Raw genomic sequence first — 15,424 nt, 5'->3', positions numbered from 1 at the left:
AGGGGGCAGTATGGTCGCGCGCGTCAGCACGGTTGCGTTTCAGGGTATCGAGGGCGTTCCGGTCGACGTCCAGGTGATGGTTGCATCCGGCAAGGTCGGTATGCAGATCGTCGGACTGCCGGACAAGGCGGTGGCCGAAAGCCGCGAGCGCGTCCAGGCGGCGCTTCATGCATCGGGGCTGGCGCTTCCCGCCAAGCGGGTGACCGTCAATCTGGCGCCGGCGGACCTTCCGAAAGAGGGAAGCCATTTCGATCTCGCCATCGCGCTCGGCCTGATGGCGGCGCTCGGCGCTGTCCCTGCGGACGCGCTGTCCGGTTATGTCGTCATCGGCGAGCTCAATCTCGACGGCACGATCGCAGCCGTCGCCGGCGCGCTGCCGGCGGCGATCGGCGCGAATGCGCTCGGCAAGGGGCTGATCTGCCCGGCGGAAAGCGGGCCCGAGGCGGCCTGGGCCGGATCGGAGATCGATATTCTCGCCCCGCGCAGCCTGATCGCGATCGCCAATCATTTCCGCGGCACGCAGGTGCTCTCCCGCCCCGAACCGGCGGTCCGGGCGGCCGCCGGGGGCCTTCCCGATCTTGCCGACATCAAGGGCCAGGAAAGCGCCAAGCGGGCGCTGGAGGTCGCGGCGGCGGGCAACCATAATCTCCTCATGGTCGGCCCGCCCGGTTCCGGCAAGTCGATGCTTGCGGCGCGGCTCCCCTCCATCCTGCCGCCGCTTTCGCCCGCCGAACTGCTCGAAGTCTCGATGATCCATTCGATCGCCGGGCAATTGCCGGGCGGCAAGCTCTCGGACCGCCGGCCCTTCCGTGCGCCGCACCATTCCGCCACCATGGCGGCGCTGATCGGCGGCGGCTTCCGCGCGAAACCGGGAGAGGCGTCGCTCGCCCATAACGGCGTGCTCTTTCTCGACGAATTTCCGGAATTTGCGCCTCAGGCGCTCGACGCTCTGCGCCAGCCGCTCGAAACCGCCACCTGCATCATCGCGCGCGCCAATCATCGCGTCACCTATCCGGCGGCGATCCAGCTCATTGCCGCCATGAACCCCTGCCGCTGCGGCATGGCCGGCGAGCCGGGCCGGAGCTGCGCCCGCGGGCCGCGCTGCATGGCCGATTACCAGGCGCGGATCTCCGGCCCGCTGATGGACCGTATCGATATCCGCGTCGACGTCCCGGCCGTCAGCGCCGCCGACTTGATCCGCCCCGGCACCTCCGAGCCGAGCGCCGCCGTCGCCCGCCGCGTCGCCCGCGCCCGCGAGCTGCAGAGAGACCGCTTCGCCGGCCTCGGCCATCCCGAGCTGACGAGCAACGCCCGCTCATCGACGACGATGATCGAAAAGATCGCCGAGCCCGACGCCGCCGGCCTGCAGCTACTGCGCGATGCGGCGGAAAAGATGAAATTCTCGGCGCGCGGCTATCATCGGGTGCTGAAGGTGGCGCGAACCCTCGCCGATCTCGATGCGGCGCCGACGGTCGGCCGCATCCACCTCGCCGAAGCGATCTCCTACAGGGTGGCGGGAGAGAGACTGCCGGTCGCCGCGTAGGATCCGACTTCGATGAGGATGGGGCGCCCCTCATCCGGCTGCCGCCACCTTCTCCCCGTTCTGACGCTACGGCATGCACATATCTCTTGCGCGCCGGTGCGGCGGATACTGCTGATGAAAGGGATCCCTCGGGAACCCAACCGGCTCAACCCCGCTCGGTCGGGATTGCCCCTCAACCGGCTGCCGCCACCTTCTCCCCGCAGGCGGGGAGAAGGGATATGCCGCGCCCGCTCGCTCCCTCGGGCGGGCGGTGAATGCGGGGTTCAGTTGGCGCCGCTTGTCCCTTCTCCCCGCCTGCGGGGAGAAGGTGCCGGCAGGCGGATGAGGGGCGGGTGACCGCTAATGCCAATGTTAGCGCATACGGGTTTGATCCCAAGGACCCATCCGCAAGCCTCGGCACAGCAGGCCGGCTGAGGGGGATGCCGCGACTGCCGGCGCTAGGCTCCCAATCCCTCGAACAGCACCGTCGAAAGATACCGCTCGGCAAAGGACGGAATGATCACGACGATATTCCTGCCGGCGTTTTCCTCCCGCTGTCCCACCTCTATCGCCGCCTGGAGCGCGGCACCGGCGGAGATGCCGACCGGCACGCCTTCGAGTCTCGCGACGAGCCGCGCCGCCTCTATGGCCTCGCCGGCATTTACCGTGACGACTTCGTCATAGACGCTCGTGTCGAGGATCGCCGGTGCGAAACCCGCGCCGATACCCTGGATCTTGTGCGGACCCGGGGCGCCGCCGGAAAGGATAGGGGATTCTTCGGGCTCGACGGCGATCACCCTGACCGATGGCTTACGGGCCTTGAGCACCTGGCCGGCACCGGTGATGGTGCCGCCGGTGCCGATGCCGGACACGAGGATGTCGACTGCGCCTTCCGTGTCGTTCCAGATCTCCTCGGCGGTCGTCGTGCGGTGGATTTCCGGATTGGCCGGGTTCTCGAACTGCTGCGGAATGATCGCGTCGGGCAGCGTCTCGGTGAGTTCCTGGGCCTTGGCGATTGCGCCCTTCATGCCCTTGGCGCCTTCCGTCAGCACCAGTTCGGCACCGAGAAGCGTCAGCATCTTGCGGCGTTCGACCGACATCGTCTCGGGCATGGTGAGGATCAGCCTGTAGCCCTTGGCGGCCGCGACGAAGGCGAGTGCTATGCCCGTATTGCCCGAAGTCGGCTCGACCAGCGTCGTGCGGCCGGGCGTGATCTTCCCTTGCGCCTCGAGCGATTCGATCATCGCGACGCCGATGCGGTCCTTGACGGAGCCGATCGGGTTGAAGAATTCGAGCTTGGCGAGCAGGTTCGCCTTCACGCCCTTTTCCTTGGCGAGCTTGTCCAGCCGCACGATGGGAGTGTCGCCGATCGTCTCGGTGATCGAGGAAAAGACGCGGCCGCGGCCGGGCTTGCGCGCTTCAGGCATATGGTTTCTCCCTTCGTTCTTGAAGTTGTCGCTGCGACAATAGGAGCTATGCGGGCTTCCTTCCAGAGCGGGAACGCCTTGGATCGATGGTGCTGAAGGAAAAAACCGTTGCGAAGCGGCCCGCAGGGAAATCTTTTTTCAGGTCGCGCGGGTCGCAATGTAGGCGGCCGTTCCGGCGAGAATGCCGGCCGCGGCCCGGTTCAGAACCTTCAGTGCCTGCGGCTCTTTCAGGAGCGAGCGGGCTCGGGCCGCAAGCAGCATATAGGGCAGCAGCACGGCAAGAAGCACGAGGAAAGTCGCCACAAGCAGCAGTCCGTAGTCGCGCATCCCGATCGAGGCGAGATCGATCAGCGTCGGAACCAGCGCCACATAGAAAAGCATCGTCTTCGGATTGCCGAGCGTGACCGTCAGACCCGAGAGGAAGGAGAGCGCCGCACTCGTCGACTTCCGCGCCTCGATGTTCTGCGACAGGAGCCCGGCCGTCCAGAGCTTCCAGGCGATATAGCCGAGATAGAGCGCGCCAGCGATCTTCACGACCAGGAACGCGGTCGTGAATGTCTGGGCGATGAAGGCGAGCCCGAGCACCACCGCCGTCAGATAGACCATGTCGCCGACGATGAGGCCGAGGCCCATGAAGAAGGTTTCCCGAAAGCCCGATCCCAGGGCTCGGGCAACGAGCGCCGTCACGCCCGGGCCGGGAATGATCCCGGCGATGAAGAGAGCGCCGCTATAGGCGAGAAGAGCCGCAAGTGTCACGATCGTTCCTCCTGATAGGGGCAGGTGTACCGCAATCTGCCGCAGAGGAAAATCCGGGTGGCATCCCCATTTAGGCGCGAAAATTGATCGGGTGACAAGAACGGCGTTGCCCTTCGCGGTAGAGCCGTACACCTTCCGGAAAACATCGGAGACCGGCGCCCCATGCCCGAAATTCAGAACCTCCTGGGCTTCGCACTGATCGCACTCGGCATGGTGCTGACGCCGGGGCCGAACATGATCTATCTGATCTCGCGCTCGATCTGCCAGGGACCGGGGGCGGGGCTGATCTCGCTTGGGGGAATAGCGCTCGGCTTCGTCTGTTACATGGTGTCTGCCGCGCTCGGCATTACCGCCCTGCTTCTTGCGATCCCTTTTGCCTATGATGTCCTTCGTTTCGCAGGTGCGCTTTACCTGCTTTATCTCGCCTGGCAGGCGGTTCGTCCCGGCGGCCGCTCGATCTTTCAAGTACGCGACCTGCCGAAGGATCGCCCGCGCAAGCTCTTCGCGATGGGCCTCTTCACCAGCCTGCTCAACCCGAAGGTGGCCATCCTCTACCTGTCGCTGCTGCCGCAATTCATCCGCCCCGAGGCCGGCAACGTGCTCGCGCAGTCCCTCGTCTTCGGCAGCGTGCAGATCGCGATCAGCGTCAGCGTCAATGCGCTGATCGCGGTGACCGCCGGAGCGGTGGCCGCCTTCCTCTCTGGCCGCCCGTCCTTCATGCTGGTGCAGCGCTGGCTCATGAGCACGGCGCTCGCGGGTCTTGCCATCAGCATGGCCGCGGAGGCGCGGCGTTAGAGGCTTCCTTCCGCCGGACGCTTGGCGGACGGTGACGAAGGCTTAAGGGTCCAGCCGAGATTGGTGCCCGCGGCAGCAATGAGGATCGCGACCGAGCCCGCGATCTGCACCGGCTGCAGGGCGTGGCCGAACGCGATGCGGTCCACCAGGATCGCGGCTACCGGATAGATGAAGGAAAGGGCGCCGGTCATGTGGGTCGGCAGCTTCTGTATGGCGCCGTAAAGCAGAATATACATGATGCCGGTATGAACCACGCCGACGGTCAGCAGCAGCGCCCACTGGAGCATTCCCTGCGGCAGCGGCGCGACAAGGGCGAAGGGGGCGAGCATGGCCGCTCCGGTGATGACCTGCACCAGCGCGATCAGATGTGGCGGCGTGCCCTTGAGGAGCTTGGTGACGAGCGCCGCGATGGCGTAGAAGAAGGCGGCGCCGAGCGACAGCGCTATCCCGGCGAGATAGTCGCTGGGTTCATAAGTGCCCGCGGGCTTGGCGAGGACGATCGCGATCATGCCTGCGAAGGAGAGCGAGAGCCAGAGGAGCTTGCTGGCGGTGATCTTTTCACCGAGAAAAAGCGCACCGAGCCCGAGCAGCATGAAGGGCTGCGTGTTGTAGACCATGGTCGCGATGGAGATCGAGGCGCGGGGATAGGCGGCGAAGAGCAAGAGCCAGTTCACGACGATCGCGACCCCGCCCAGAGCGGAAAGAATGATGACCTTCATCCGCAAATGTCTCAGGTCGATGAGGCCGAAGACCGCCGCAAGCGCGGCGAGCGTTGCAGCCCCGAACACGCAACGCCAGAAGACGACGCCCGCGACGGGCTGGCCTGACATCAGCACGAACCAGCCGATCGTTCCCGAAATCAGCATCGCCGCCGTCATTTCCGCGCTGCCGCGCCTTATGTCCTTATCCATGGCCTTGGCTCCATCCATTGTGCTTCAAGAATAATGAGCCTGTCGGCGCAGGGATATGGATATTGAGAGGGAAATATAGGAAGATACCTAACGAATTAAGGTGATAAGGTTAATTTGGCTTATGAGGGAATTACATGTTGGACGAGCTCGACCGCCGCATTCTCGAAATTCTGGCCGCCAACGCCCGGGTGTCGCTGAAGGAACTGGCGCAGGAGGCGGGCCTTTCCTCGCCGAGTGCGGCGGAGCGGCTGCGCAAGCTCGAGGAGCGCGGCGTGCTCGACGGCTTCACGATCTCCGTCAATCCGGCGCGTCTCGGCTATCCGCTGCAGGCGATCGTCCGTATCCGGCCGATGCCGGGCATGCTGCATATCGTCGAAAGGCTGATCCAGGAAACGCCCGAATTCATCGAATGCGACAAGGTCACGGGGGACGACTGCTTCATCGCCAAGATGCTGGTGCGCGACATGGCGGAACTCGACACGATCCTCGATCGCATCGCGGAAAAGGCGCAGACGAACACGTCGATCGTCAAATCCTCGCCGGTCAAGCGGCGCCTGCCGCCGCTTATTTAGTTCCGGTCGAGCCGAAGCCGCCAGCCCCGCGCGCCGTCGTCGTCGCGCCATCCGCCTCGCGGATCGCCAGCTGGGTCACCGGGGCGATCACCATCTGGGCGATACGCATGCCGCGCTCGACCGCGAAATCCTCCGCACCGAGATTGACGAGCAGCACCTTCACCTCTCCGCGATAGTCGCTGTCGACGGTGCCCGGCGTGTTGAGGCAGGTGATGCCGTGCTTGAAGGCCAGCCCGGAGCGCGGCCGGATCTGTCCTTCATGACCGGCGGGGATCTCGAAGATAAAGCCCGTCGGGACCAATGCGCGCTCTCCCGGCCGGATCGTCATCGGTTCGTCGGCCGGCAGGGCCGCGCGCAGGTCCATGCCGGCGGCACCCGCGGTCTCGTAGGCCGGCAGGTCGAGACCCTCGCCATGAGGCAGACGGACGAGGGTGAGGCCAGGGGTCAGGGCAGGTCGATTTTCGGGCGTGTGCATGGTCATTCCGTCATAAGCACGGCCGGGCTTGCCGCAGTCAATTGCATATTGGCCCCCGAGCCTGTAAAGGACGCCGCAACTCACAGGATACTCAGATCATGGCCGAAAGCATTGCCGAGGCGGTCTCCCGCCGCCGTACATTTGCGATCATTTCGCACCCGGACGCCGGTAAGACGACGCTCACCGAGAAGCTTCTGCTCTTCGGCGGCGCGATCCAGCTCGCCGGCGAGGTCAAGGCCAAGAAGGACCGTATCCAGACCCGCTCGGACTGGATGAAGATCGAGCGCGAGCGCGGCATCTCGGTCGTCACCTCGGTGATGACCTTCGAATACAACGATACCGTTTTCAACCTGCTCGACACGCCCGGTCACGAAGACTTTGCCGACGACACCTATCGCACGCTGACGGCGGTCGATGCAGCCGTCATGGTGATCGACGCGGCCAAGGGTATCGAGCCGCGCACGCTCAAGCTCTTCGAGGTCTGCCGCCTGCGCGATATCCCGATCATCACCTTCGTCAACAAGATGGACCGCGAAAGCCGCGACCCCTTCGAAATCCTCGACGAGGTCGAGCAGAAGCTGGCGCTCGACTGCGCGCCGGTCACCTGGCCGATCGGCCGCTCCAAGACCTTCTGCGGCACCTATCATCTTGCCACCGACGAGGTGCGCGGCGCCGACACGCAGGAGCGGCTGACCAAGGTCAACGATCCGGAAATGGCTTCGCACCGTCTGCCCGAGAACGAGCGCGACACCTTCATCGAGGAAACGTCGCTGGCGATCGAGGCGTGCAAGCCCTTCGACCGCAAGGCCTTCCTCGAAGGCCATCTGACGCCGGTGTTCTTCGGCTCGGCGCTGCGGAACTTCGGCGTGCGCGACCTGATCAATGCGCTCGCCGACTTCGCGCCGCCGCCGCGGGCCCAGGTTGCCGACATCCGCACCGTCGAGGCGACGGACGACAGGATGACCGCCTTCGTCTTCAAGATCCAGGCGAACATGGACCCGAACCACCGCGACCGCATCGCTTTCGTCCGCGTCTGCTCGGGCAAGCTCGAGCGCGGCATGAAGGCGCGGCTGTCGCGCACCGGCAAGCAGATGGGCCTGACGGCGCCGCAATTCTTCTTTGCCTCGCAGCGCCAGCTCGCCGATACGGCTTTCGCCGGCGACGTCGTCGGCATCCCGAACCACGGCACGCTGAGGATCGGCGATACGCTGACGGAGGGCGAGCCGCTCGTGTTCCAGGGCGTGCCGAACTTCGCACCGGAAATTCTCCGCCGCGTCCGGCTGGAAGATGCGATGAAGGCGAAGAAGCTGAAAGAGGCGCTGCAACAGATGGCGGAGGAGGGCGTCGTGCAGCTCTTTTCTCCGGACGACGGTGCGCCTGCGATCGTCGGCGTCGTCGGCGCGCTTCAGCTCGACGTCCTCAGGGAACGCCTGCAGGCGGAATACAGCCTGCCCGTCTCCTTCGAGATGTCGCGCTTCTCCATCTGCCGCTGGATCTCCGCCGAGAGCCCGGCCGATCTCGAAAAGTTCATCGCGACCCACCGCGGCGACATCGCGCGAGACCTCGACGGCGACCCGGTATACCTGGCGCAGGACGGGTTCTCGCTGCGCTACGAGTCGGAGCGCTATCCGGCGGTCAAGATGGTCGCGATCAAGGAGTATCACGTCGCCAAGGCGGCGTGATCGCGCCTTCGCCGGATTACGCCTCTCCGGCCCGCTCCGAACTGGCCCTGCGAAGGCCGAGGCTCAGCACGGCGACCAGCACGCATGCCATGCCGATCATCTGATTGGCGGTGATCGTCTCGCCGAGAACGGCGGCGGCGAGGAGCAGCGCGGAAACCGGTGCCAAGGCGGTGAAGACCGAGGCCTCCGTGCCGCTCACCTTCTGAAGTCCCGCATACCAGAGCACGAAGCCCCCGACCGTCGGCACGAGCGCGTAATAGGCGACCGCCGCGAGGGCCGGGACGCCTGTCGCACCCATCGAAGGAAGCTCTGCAAGCGCCAACGGGAGCGCAATTGCACCGCCGAAGCCCGTCATCAGTGCCGACAGGCCAAGCGGCGGAATCGCGACGCTGACGCGCTTGTTGAGCAGAATGAACAGACCTTCGCAGATGACCGCGCCGAAGATCAGGGCGCTGCCGGCGAGCGAATGCGCGGCGTTCGCATCCGGCCGGAAGACGATCGCGAGAACGCCGGCCGCCGCCAGGCAAGAGGCCGCGAGCACGGAGCGATGCGGACGCTCGCCGAGAACCATGATGGCGATCGCGGCGGAGACGACGGGAAGCGTCCCGATGATGACGCCGGCATCGGCCGCGGAGGTGAGCTTCAGGCCGGAAATGAGCAGAGTCGTATAGCCGACGCTGCCGGCGCCTGCCTGAAACAGGAGGATGAGCCAATCGCTCTTCGGCAGCTTGGGCCAGGACGCCCCGGTTGCTCGCATCAGGCCCAGGAAAAGAGGGAAGGCGATGGCAAAACGCAGCGCCGTTGCCGTGAACGGCGGCAGGCCGGCGGCGATGATCTTGCTCGCGATCACGGTGCTGCCGACGAGCACCATGGCGAGCGACAAAAAGACATATCCCTGAACTTGCTTCGACATTCTGCCACCGTTCCCGATTGATGATGGCGGCAGAAGAACCGATCGGCAGCGCGCGGTCTTGTATGGAATTGCAAGGCTTTGAATTCAGTTCACCGCTTGCGCATAGGCACCGGGCGAGAAGCCGTATTTGCGCACGAACACGCGTGTCATGTGGCTCTGGTCTACGAAGCCGCCGGCCGCTGCCGCTTCCGCGAGCGGCGTGCCCTCGGCGATCAGCCGCCGGACGATGTCTATCCGGCGTTGGAGGAGATAGGCATGGGGCGTAAGCCCCGTCGCCCTGGAAAAGCCGCGCACGAGCTGGAAGCGGCTCAGGCCGCTCTCGCGGGCAAGGTCCGCGAGCGTAAGCGACGCCAGCGGATCGTCCTCGATCAGGCTTATGGCCGAGGCGACCGACCTCGGCACGCCTGCCGGTGCATCCGGCGGGGCAAGCTGCATCGCCTCCGCGAACAGGGTGACGGCCAGTTCATCCCAGCGAAGCATCGTCTCGGTGCCGTCGGCGGCCCCGGCAGCCGCGAAGATCGCGCCGAAGCGGGCTGCCAGCCCGGTACTCCTGATCACCGGGTCCGAGAATTCGCAACCCGACCTTTTCCCTTCGGTGACGTCATCGACGAGCGAGGCGACCAGCGGTGGATCGAGATAGAGCATCCGCCAGGACCGGCCCGCATCGCCGATGGGGGCGCCGTCATGGACCTCACCGGGATTGACGGTGATCACGTCGCCCGCTTCCGCCTCGACGGTTCCGCGGCCGCTCAGCGACGTCTGCGCGCCCGCATGGATCAGGCCGATGCCGAACTGCTCGTGCGTATGGCGCGCGAAACTGTGGTTCGTCGTCGCTTCCACCACGTCGACGCCGGCGATGCAGCGCGGCAGCACCCTGAAATGCCCTTTCGCCATGCCCGGTTCGCCGTCTCCGTTCTTCCTTGTGCCTCGATGGTGGTATAGCGCTTCCGCCCGCTGTCGCAAAGCGCGGGCGGTTTGGTAGGCTTGGGCAGCGAGGTAAAAGGAGCGACGCATGACGATATTGGTGACAGGAAGCGCCGGCCACCTTGGCGAAGCATTGATGCGGGTGTTGCGCGGGGCGGGCCGCGACGTTCGCGGCATCGACATCAAGGGCTCCCCTTTCACCGATGCGGTCGGGTCGATTGCAGACCGCCGCTTCGTCCGTCAGGCAATGAAGGACGTGCGCGCCGTCATCCATTCCGCGACCCTGCACAAGCCGCATGTGGCGACGCACGGTTATTGCGAATTCGTCGATACCAATGTCGCCGGCACGGTCAATCTGCTGGAAGAGGCGGCCGGTGCGGGCGTCGGCGCCTTTGTCTTCACCAGCACCACGAGCGCGTTCGGTTCGGCCCTGACACCGGCGCCCCGTGAGCCGGCAGCCTGGATCACAGAGGATGTCCAGCCGATCCCGCGCAACATCTACGGTGTGAGCAAAGTCGCAGCGGAAGGGTTCTGCGAGCTTTTCGCGCGGCGGCATGGTCTGCCGGCCGTCATTCTCCGGACCTCGCGCTTCTTTCCCGAGGCCGATGACGATGCGGAAATGCGCGGCCGCTTCGAAACGGCCAATGCGCAGGCGAACGAATTGCTCTACCGGCGCGCGGATATCGAGGACGTCGCGAGCGCCCATCTCTCGGCCCTCGACCGGGCGAGGGAGATCGGCTTTGGCCGCTTCATCGTCTCGGCCCCGACGCCTTTCACGCGCGACGATCTCGCAACTCTTCGGGAGAATGCCCCATCCGTCGTCTTCAGCCGCTTTCCCGAATGCGAGGCGCTTTATGCGCAACGCGGGTGGCGGCTCTTTCCGACGATCGATCGGGTCTATGTGAGCGCGCGCGCGACGGCTTGTCTCGGCTGGCGGCCGAAATACGATTTTGCCCATGTGTTGAATTGCCTGCGCCGCGGCGAGGATTTTCGCAGCCCGCTCGCGATCGAGATCGGGTCCAAGGGCTACCACGACACGGTCTTTACGGATGGGCCCTATCCGGTCGCCTGAACCGTCAATCCCGAGGCAGCCCCGGCAGCTTGCCGATGTCGCCGGACCAGGGCAGGGCGGAGGAACACCAGATCTGCTTGCGTGGTGCAAGTTCACGCCGCTGGTTTACGGTGCCGACGCGGATGCCGATCTCCTTGGCGTCCTCGTCGGTGCCCGTCGTGTAGACCGGTGAGCCGCAATTGGGGCAGAAGAACTGCAGCCGCTTGCGTCCGTTTTCGCCGGTCTTGACATAAAGCTTCGGCTCGCCGCCGGTCAGCCGGAACGATGATCGCGGCGTGCTGGTGCTGACGCGGTAGGCGGTGCCGGTCAGCCGTTGGCAATCGGTGCAATGGCAGATCGTCACGTGCTCCGGATCGATCTCCGCCTCGTAGGTAACGAAGCCGCAATGGCACTGGCCGTCGATATGCATGAATCGCTCCTCGTCGCTTGCTTCGGCAAGATACGATAGGGCGAAGGCTCCATTCGTCCAGTGCGACCTCCGCCGGTTAAACGCCGGTGAACAGCCACTCGTGTTCCCTCGCATTGTGGAACTTCCAGATCCGCTTCGGCCCCGCCATGACGTTGAGATAATAGGAATCGTAGCCGTGGATCGCAGCGACCGGATGGTAGCCCTTCGGTACCAGCGTTACGTCGCCATCCTCCACCGCCATGGTCTCGTCCAGCGAGCGGTCGTCGGTATAGACGCGCTGCATGGCAAAACCCTGCGGCGGGTTGAGGCGGTGATAATAGGTCTCCTCGAGATAGCTTTCGGCCGGGAGATTGTCCTCGTCGTGCTTGTGCGGCGGATAGGAGGAGGTGTGACCGCCCGGCGTGATCACCTCCACGACAAGCAGCGACTGCGCCGATCCGTCGTCCTCCGGCATGATGTTGGTGACGTAGCGTGTGTTGGTGCCCTTGCCGCGCGTCATCTGCGGATGCGTACCGGGGCGGATGACCTTCGCCTTGAAGCCTTCGCCGCCCGGCGCGGAGCAGACGGCGAGGTCGAGATCGGTGGCCGCTTCGGCCTGCCAGCTGCTGCCCTTCGGCACATAGACCGCATAGGGCCGGCCCTCGAAAGGCGTCATGCGCTCGCCGAGCTCGCCGAAGTCCTCGCCGTCGACGGAAATCTTCGCCTTGCCGCTGACGAGCACGAGGCAGAGCTCCTTCTCCCCCGCTTCGCCGCCGGCCGTTTCGCCCGGCTGCAGCCGATGAAGTGCGAAGCCGACATAGGTCCAGCCGGCGCTCTCGGGCGTGATCTCCTGCATCAGGCCGGCCTGGGCCTTGGGTTTGACGAGCAGTCTCGACATGTACGGTCTCCTGAACGCGGGTTTCTGTGGTCTGACCTCTCCCCGGGTTACCCGAGGACTGGCCCGGGCGCGGGGAGGGACACGGGAGGCGGCGCGGCATATCCCTTCTCCCGGCGCGCGGGGAGAAGGTGGCGGCAGCCGGATGAGGGGGCAATTACGCCCGATCGAGCCCGGCCTCCCTCGCAAACGTCTTCAGCGATTTCAGCCCGAGCGACTGGTATTCGAAGGGGTTGCGCACCGCCGAATCCTGTTCGGCTTCGATCACCAGCCAGCCGTCATAGCCGTGTTCGGCCGCAATTTTGAGAACAGGCAGGAAATCGACGCCGCCTTCCTCATCGCCCGGAACCGTGAAGACGCCGCGTCGCACACCCTCGAGGAAGGAGAGACCTTCGCCTTCGACCACCTTGCGGACCGCCGGGCGGACGTTCTTGCAATGAATGTGGCGGACGCGGCCCATATATTTCCGCGCCACTTCCGCCGGGTCGGAACCGCCGAACCAGGCATGGCCGGTGTCGAGCAGCAGTTTGGTCGCCGGACCGGTGTTCCGCATCAGGAGGTCGATCTCCTCGCCGGTCTGGACGATCGTGCCCATGTGGTGGTGGTAGACGAGATCGACGCCCTGGCCGGCGCAATATTCGGCGATCGCCTCGAGGTCGGCGCCGAATTTCTCCCACTTGTCCGCCGGCAGAACCGGCTTGTCCTTCACGAGCGACTTGGAATCGTCTCCGTGAATCGCGTTCGAGGTCTCGCAGACGATCGCCACCTTGCAGCCATTGTGCTTCAGAAGGTCGAGATGCGGCTGGATAGCCTTCTTCTCCGCTTCGACATCATGGGTCAGGAGGTTGGTCGAGTGCCAGCCCGAGACGAAGACGAGATCATAACTTGAGAGCTTCTGCTTCAGCGCTTCGGGGTCGGACGGCATCTTATGACCCTTTTCGATGCCGTCGAAGCCGATCTTCCGGCAATCGGAGAGGCAGTCCTCGAGCGTCAGATGCGCGCCGATCGAATGGTCGTCGTCATTGCTCCAGGCGATCGGGTTGGTTCCGTAACGGATCATGTGTTTTGCTTTCTGCTGTCGTATCTTAAGGCGGATGCTTCGCTCTGTTGCGTGCCGATATGCCCCTCATCAGGCTGCCGCCACCTTCCCCCGCTGTGCGGGGAGAAGGGACTCCCGAGGACTAGTCCTCGGGTACACCCGAGGAGAGGGGCCGCTGGCCGGATTCCAATGTCAACCAAACCGCTGCGCCTGGAGGGCCTTTTCGTAGCCTTCGCGGGCGGCCTTCACCTGATCGCGGTCGGAAACCTCCGGCACCGCGACGTCCCACCAGTGCCCGCCGGCCTCCGTTGTGATCAGCGGATCGGTATCGATGACGATGACGGTCGTGCGCACCTCGTCGGCGGTCTCCGCGAGCGCAGCTTCGAGCTCGGGGATCGAGCCGACCTTGCGGGTCACGGCGCCCATGGCGGCGGCGTGCGCGGCGAAGTCGATCTGAGGCAGCTCCACATGATGCGTGTCCTTCAACAGATTGTTGAAATTGGCGCCGCCCGTTCCCATCTGCAGCCGGTTGATGCAGCCATAGCCGGCATTGTCGAGCAGCACGACGGTGAATTTGGCGCCGAGCATGATCGAAGAGGCGATCTCCGAGTTCAGCATCATGTAGCTGCCGTCGCCCACCATGACGATCACGTCGCTATCGGGCTTGGCAAGCTTCACGCCCAGGCCGCCGGCGACTTCGTAGCCCATGGTCGAAAAGCCGTATTCCATGTGATAGCCGCCTGGCTCTTCGGCCTGCCACAGTTTGTGCAGCTCGCCCGGAAGCCCCCCGGCGGCGCAGACGAGCGTCGTTTTTCTGCCGCCGCGGGCGCGCTGGACGGCGCCGATGACCTGGGCATCGGAGGGAAGCGCCGCATTGGTGGTGGCGGTCGCCCTCTCGGCCGCAGCAAGCCATTCGGCCTTGCCCGCTTTTGCCCTCTCGGTCCAGGCACTATCGGCCTTGTAGCTGCCGAGTCCGCCGGAGATGCGGTTGAGGCCGGCCCGCGCGTCGGAAATCAGCGGCTGTCCCTCGTGCTTGCCGGCGTCGAAGGCCTGGACATTGAGGCCGATGATCTTCAGCGCCTCGTTTTTGAAGAGCGCCCAGGAACCGGTGGTGAAATCCTGCAGCCGTGAGCCGACGGCAAGCACCACATCGGCCTCTTCCGCCAATGCGTTGGAGGCGGACGTGCCGGTGACGCCGACGGAACCCATATTCAGCGGATGCGAATGCGGCAGAGCGGACTTGCCGGCCTGCGTCTCGACGACCGGAATGCCGTGTTTCTCGGCGAAGGCGGCGAGTTCGGCGCTCGCTTCCGAATAAAGCACGCCGCCGCCGGCGATGATGATCGGCTTCTTCGCGGATCTGAGCGCCTCGATTGCCGATGCCAGCTCGTCGAGATCAGGCTCGATTCGACGCGGCACCCAGACCTTCTCGTCGAAGAAGGATTCCGGATAGTCATAGGCTTCCGCCTGCACGTCCTGGCAGAGCGATAGCGTCACCGGGCCGCAATCGGCAGGATCCGTCAGCACCTGCATGGCGCGGCGAAGCGCCGGGATAATCTGCTCGGGCCGGGTGATGCGATCGAAATAGCGCGAGACGGGCTTGAAGCAGTCATTCGCCGAGATCGTGCCGTCCCCGAAACTCTCCACCTGCTGCAGCACCGGATCGGGCCTGCGGTTGGCGAAGACGTCGCCGGGAAGGAGCAGGACCGGCAGCCGGTTGACATGCGCCAGCGCGGCCGAGGTCACCATGTTGAGCGCGCCCGGGCCGATCGAGGTGGTGCAGGCCATGAAGCGGCGGCGGAAGCTCGCCTTGGCGAAGGCGATCGCCGCATTCGCCATGCCCTGTTCGTTCTGGGCACGGTAGGTCGGGAGCGTTTCGCGAACGCCGTAAAGCGCTTCGCCGACGCCGGCGACGTTGCCATGGCCGAAGATGGCGAAGACGCCGCCGAAGATCGGCACGCGCTCGCCGTCGATGATCGTCATCTGCCGGGTCAGGAACCGCGCCACGGCCTGTGCCATGGTCAGGCGCACGGTTTTCTGGCTCATTTGTTTC

General features: G+C 65.0%; 15 protein-coding genes. 5 read left to right on the top strand and 10 right to left on the bottom strand.

Annotation, left to right across the window (positions count from 1 at the left end; genetic code table 11):
* Positions 1-10: 10 nt before the first annotated feature.
* A complete protein-coding gene (locus tag M1D43_RS11805; RefSeq protein WP_153314302.1) occupies positions 11-1,543 on the top strand; it encodes a YifB family Mg chelatase-like AAA ATPase in 1,533 nt (510 codons plus the stop codon).
* Between the two features lie 437 nt (positions 1,544-1,980).
* Here the strand turns inward: M1D43_RS11805 and cysK are convergent, their stop codons facing one another.
* Together cysK and M1D43_RS11795 are read right to left on the bottom strand one after the other, a co-directional pair.
* Positions 1,981-2,949, bottom strand: coding sequence for a cysteine synthase A (cysK, locus tag M1D43_RS11800; RefSeq protein WP_003527809.1), 969 nt, complete (start codon positions 2,947-2,949; stop codon positions 1,981-1,983).
* Positions 2,950-3,087: 138 nt separating this feature from the next.
* A complete protein-coding gene (locus M1D43_RS11795) occupies positions 3,088-3,705 on the bottom strand; it encodes a LysE family translocator (protein ID WP_003527807.1) in 618 nt (205 codons plus the stop codon).
* Positions 3,706-3,867: 162 nt separating this feature from the next.
* On the opposite strand from M1D43_RS11795, the gene M1D43_RS11790 reads away from it, so the two are divergent.
* The gene (locus M1D43_RS11790; RefSeq protein WP_153313575.1) at positions 3,868-4,500 is read left to right on the top strand and encodes a LysE family translocator; all 633 of its coding nucleotides are present in this window, start codon (positions 3,868-3,870) and stop codon (positions 4,498-4,500) included.
* On the opposite strand, the gene M1D43_RS11785 is transcribed toward M1D43_RS11790, so the two are convergent.
* The gene (locus tag M1D43_RS11785) at positions 4,497-5,411 is read right to left on the bottom strand and encodes a DMT family transporter (RefSeq protein ID WP_153313576.1); all 915 of its coding nucleotides are present in this window, start codon (positions 5,409-5,411) and stop codon (positions 4,497-4,499) included. The two genes, M1D43_RS11790 and M1D43_RS11785, sit on opposite strands and share 4 nt — an antisense overlap.
* A gap of 134 nt (positions 5,412-5,545) precedes the next feature.
* Here M1D43_RS11785 and M1D43_RS11780 point away from each other — a divergent pair, with 134 nt between their 5' ends.
* Complete coding sequence (locus M1D43_RS11780) at positions 5,546-5,983, top strand: Lrp/AsnC family transcriptional regulator (RefSeq protein ID WP_003527801.1); 438 nt, start codon at positions 5,546-5,548, stop codon at positions 5,981-5,983.
* Here the strand turns inward: M1D43_RS11780 and dut are convergent.
* Positions 5,976-6,458, bottom strand: a complete 483-nt coding sequence (gene dut / locus M1D43_RS11775) for a dUTP diphosphatase (protein ID WP_003527798.1) — start codon at positions 6,456-6,458, stop codon at positions 5,976-5,978. The genes M1D43_RS11780 and dut overlap by 8 nt on opposite strands.
* Before the next feature lie 98 nt (positions 6,459-6,556).
* Between dut and M1D43_RS11770 the strand changes: the two genes are divergently transcribed.
* Positions 6,557-8,140, top strand: a complete 1,584-nt coding sequence (locus M1D43_RS11770; protein WP_003527796.1) for a peptide chain release factor 3 — start codon at positions 6,557-6,559, stop codon at positions 8,138-8,140.
* Between the two features lie 16 nt (positions 8,141-8,156).
* Here the strand turns inward: M1D43_RS11770 and M1D43_RS11765 are convergent, their stop codons facing one another.
* Positions 8,157-9,053 (bottom strand): DMT family transporter, encoded by an 897-nt coding sequence (locus M1D43_RS11765; protein ID WP_127540021.1) that lies wholly within the window; start codon positions 9,051-9,053, stop codon positions 8,157-8,159.
* Positions 9,054-9,137: 84 nt separating this feature from the next.
* Positions 9,138-9,947, bottom strand: coding sequence for an AraC family transcriptional regulator (locus tag M1D43_RS11760; RefSeq protein ID WP_153313577.1), 810 nt, complete (start codon positions 9,945-9,947; stop codon positions 9,138-9,140).
* A 118-nt stretch (positions 9,948-10,065) separates the two neighbouring features.
* On the opposite strand from M1D43_RS11760, the gene M1D43_RS11755 reads away from it, so the two are divergent.
* Positions 10,066-11,049 (top strand): NAD-dependent epimerase/dehydratase family protein, encoded by a 984-nt coding sequence (locus tag M1D43_RS11755; protein WP_003527791.1) that lies wholly within the window; start codon positions 10,066-10,068, stop codon positions 11,047-11,049.
* Positions 11,050-11,053: 4 nt separating this feature from the next.
* On the opposite strand, the gene M1D43_RS11750 is transcribed toward M1D43_RS11755, so the two are convergent.
* From M1D43_RS11750 to iolD, 4 genes are all read right to left on the bottom strand, one after another.
* Positions 11,054-11,458, bottom strand: a complete 405-nt coding sequence (locus tag M1D43_RS11750; RefSeq protein ID WP_153313578.1) for a GFA family protein — start codon at positions 11,456-11,458, stop codon at positions 11,054-11,056.
* Positions 11,459-11,534: 76 nt separating this feature from the next.
* Positions 11,535-12,335: a 5-deoxy-glucuronate isomerase gene (gene iolB, locus M1D43_RS11745; RefSeq protein WP_027989531.1), complete on the bottom strand. Its 801-nt coding sequence runs from the start codon at positions 12,333-12,335 to the stop codon at positions 11,535-11,537.
* A 154-nt stretch (positions 12,336-12,489) separates the two neighbouring features.
* Entirely contained in the window at positions 12,490-13,392 is a 903-nt protein-coding gene (gene iolE / locus M1D43_RS11740) for a myo-inosose-2 dehydratase (RefSeq protein ID WP_027989530.1), read from the bottom strand.
* A gap of 171 nt (positions 13,393-13,563) precedes the next feature.
* Positions 13,564-15,417: a 3D-(3,5/4)-trihydroxycyclohexane-1,2-dione acylhydrolase (decyclizing) gene (gene iolD / locus M1D43_RS11735; RefSeq protein ID WP_010968521.1), complete on the bottom strand. Its 1,854-nt coding sequence runs from the start codon at positions 15,415-15,417 to the stop codon at positions 13,564-13,566.
* Positions 15,418-15,424 lie beyond the last annotated feature (7 nt).

It is taken from the genome of Ensifer sp. R1-3, assembly GCF_056739175.1.
This window is presented reverse-complemented; position numbering and strand designations above follow the sequence as displayed.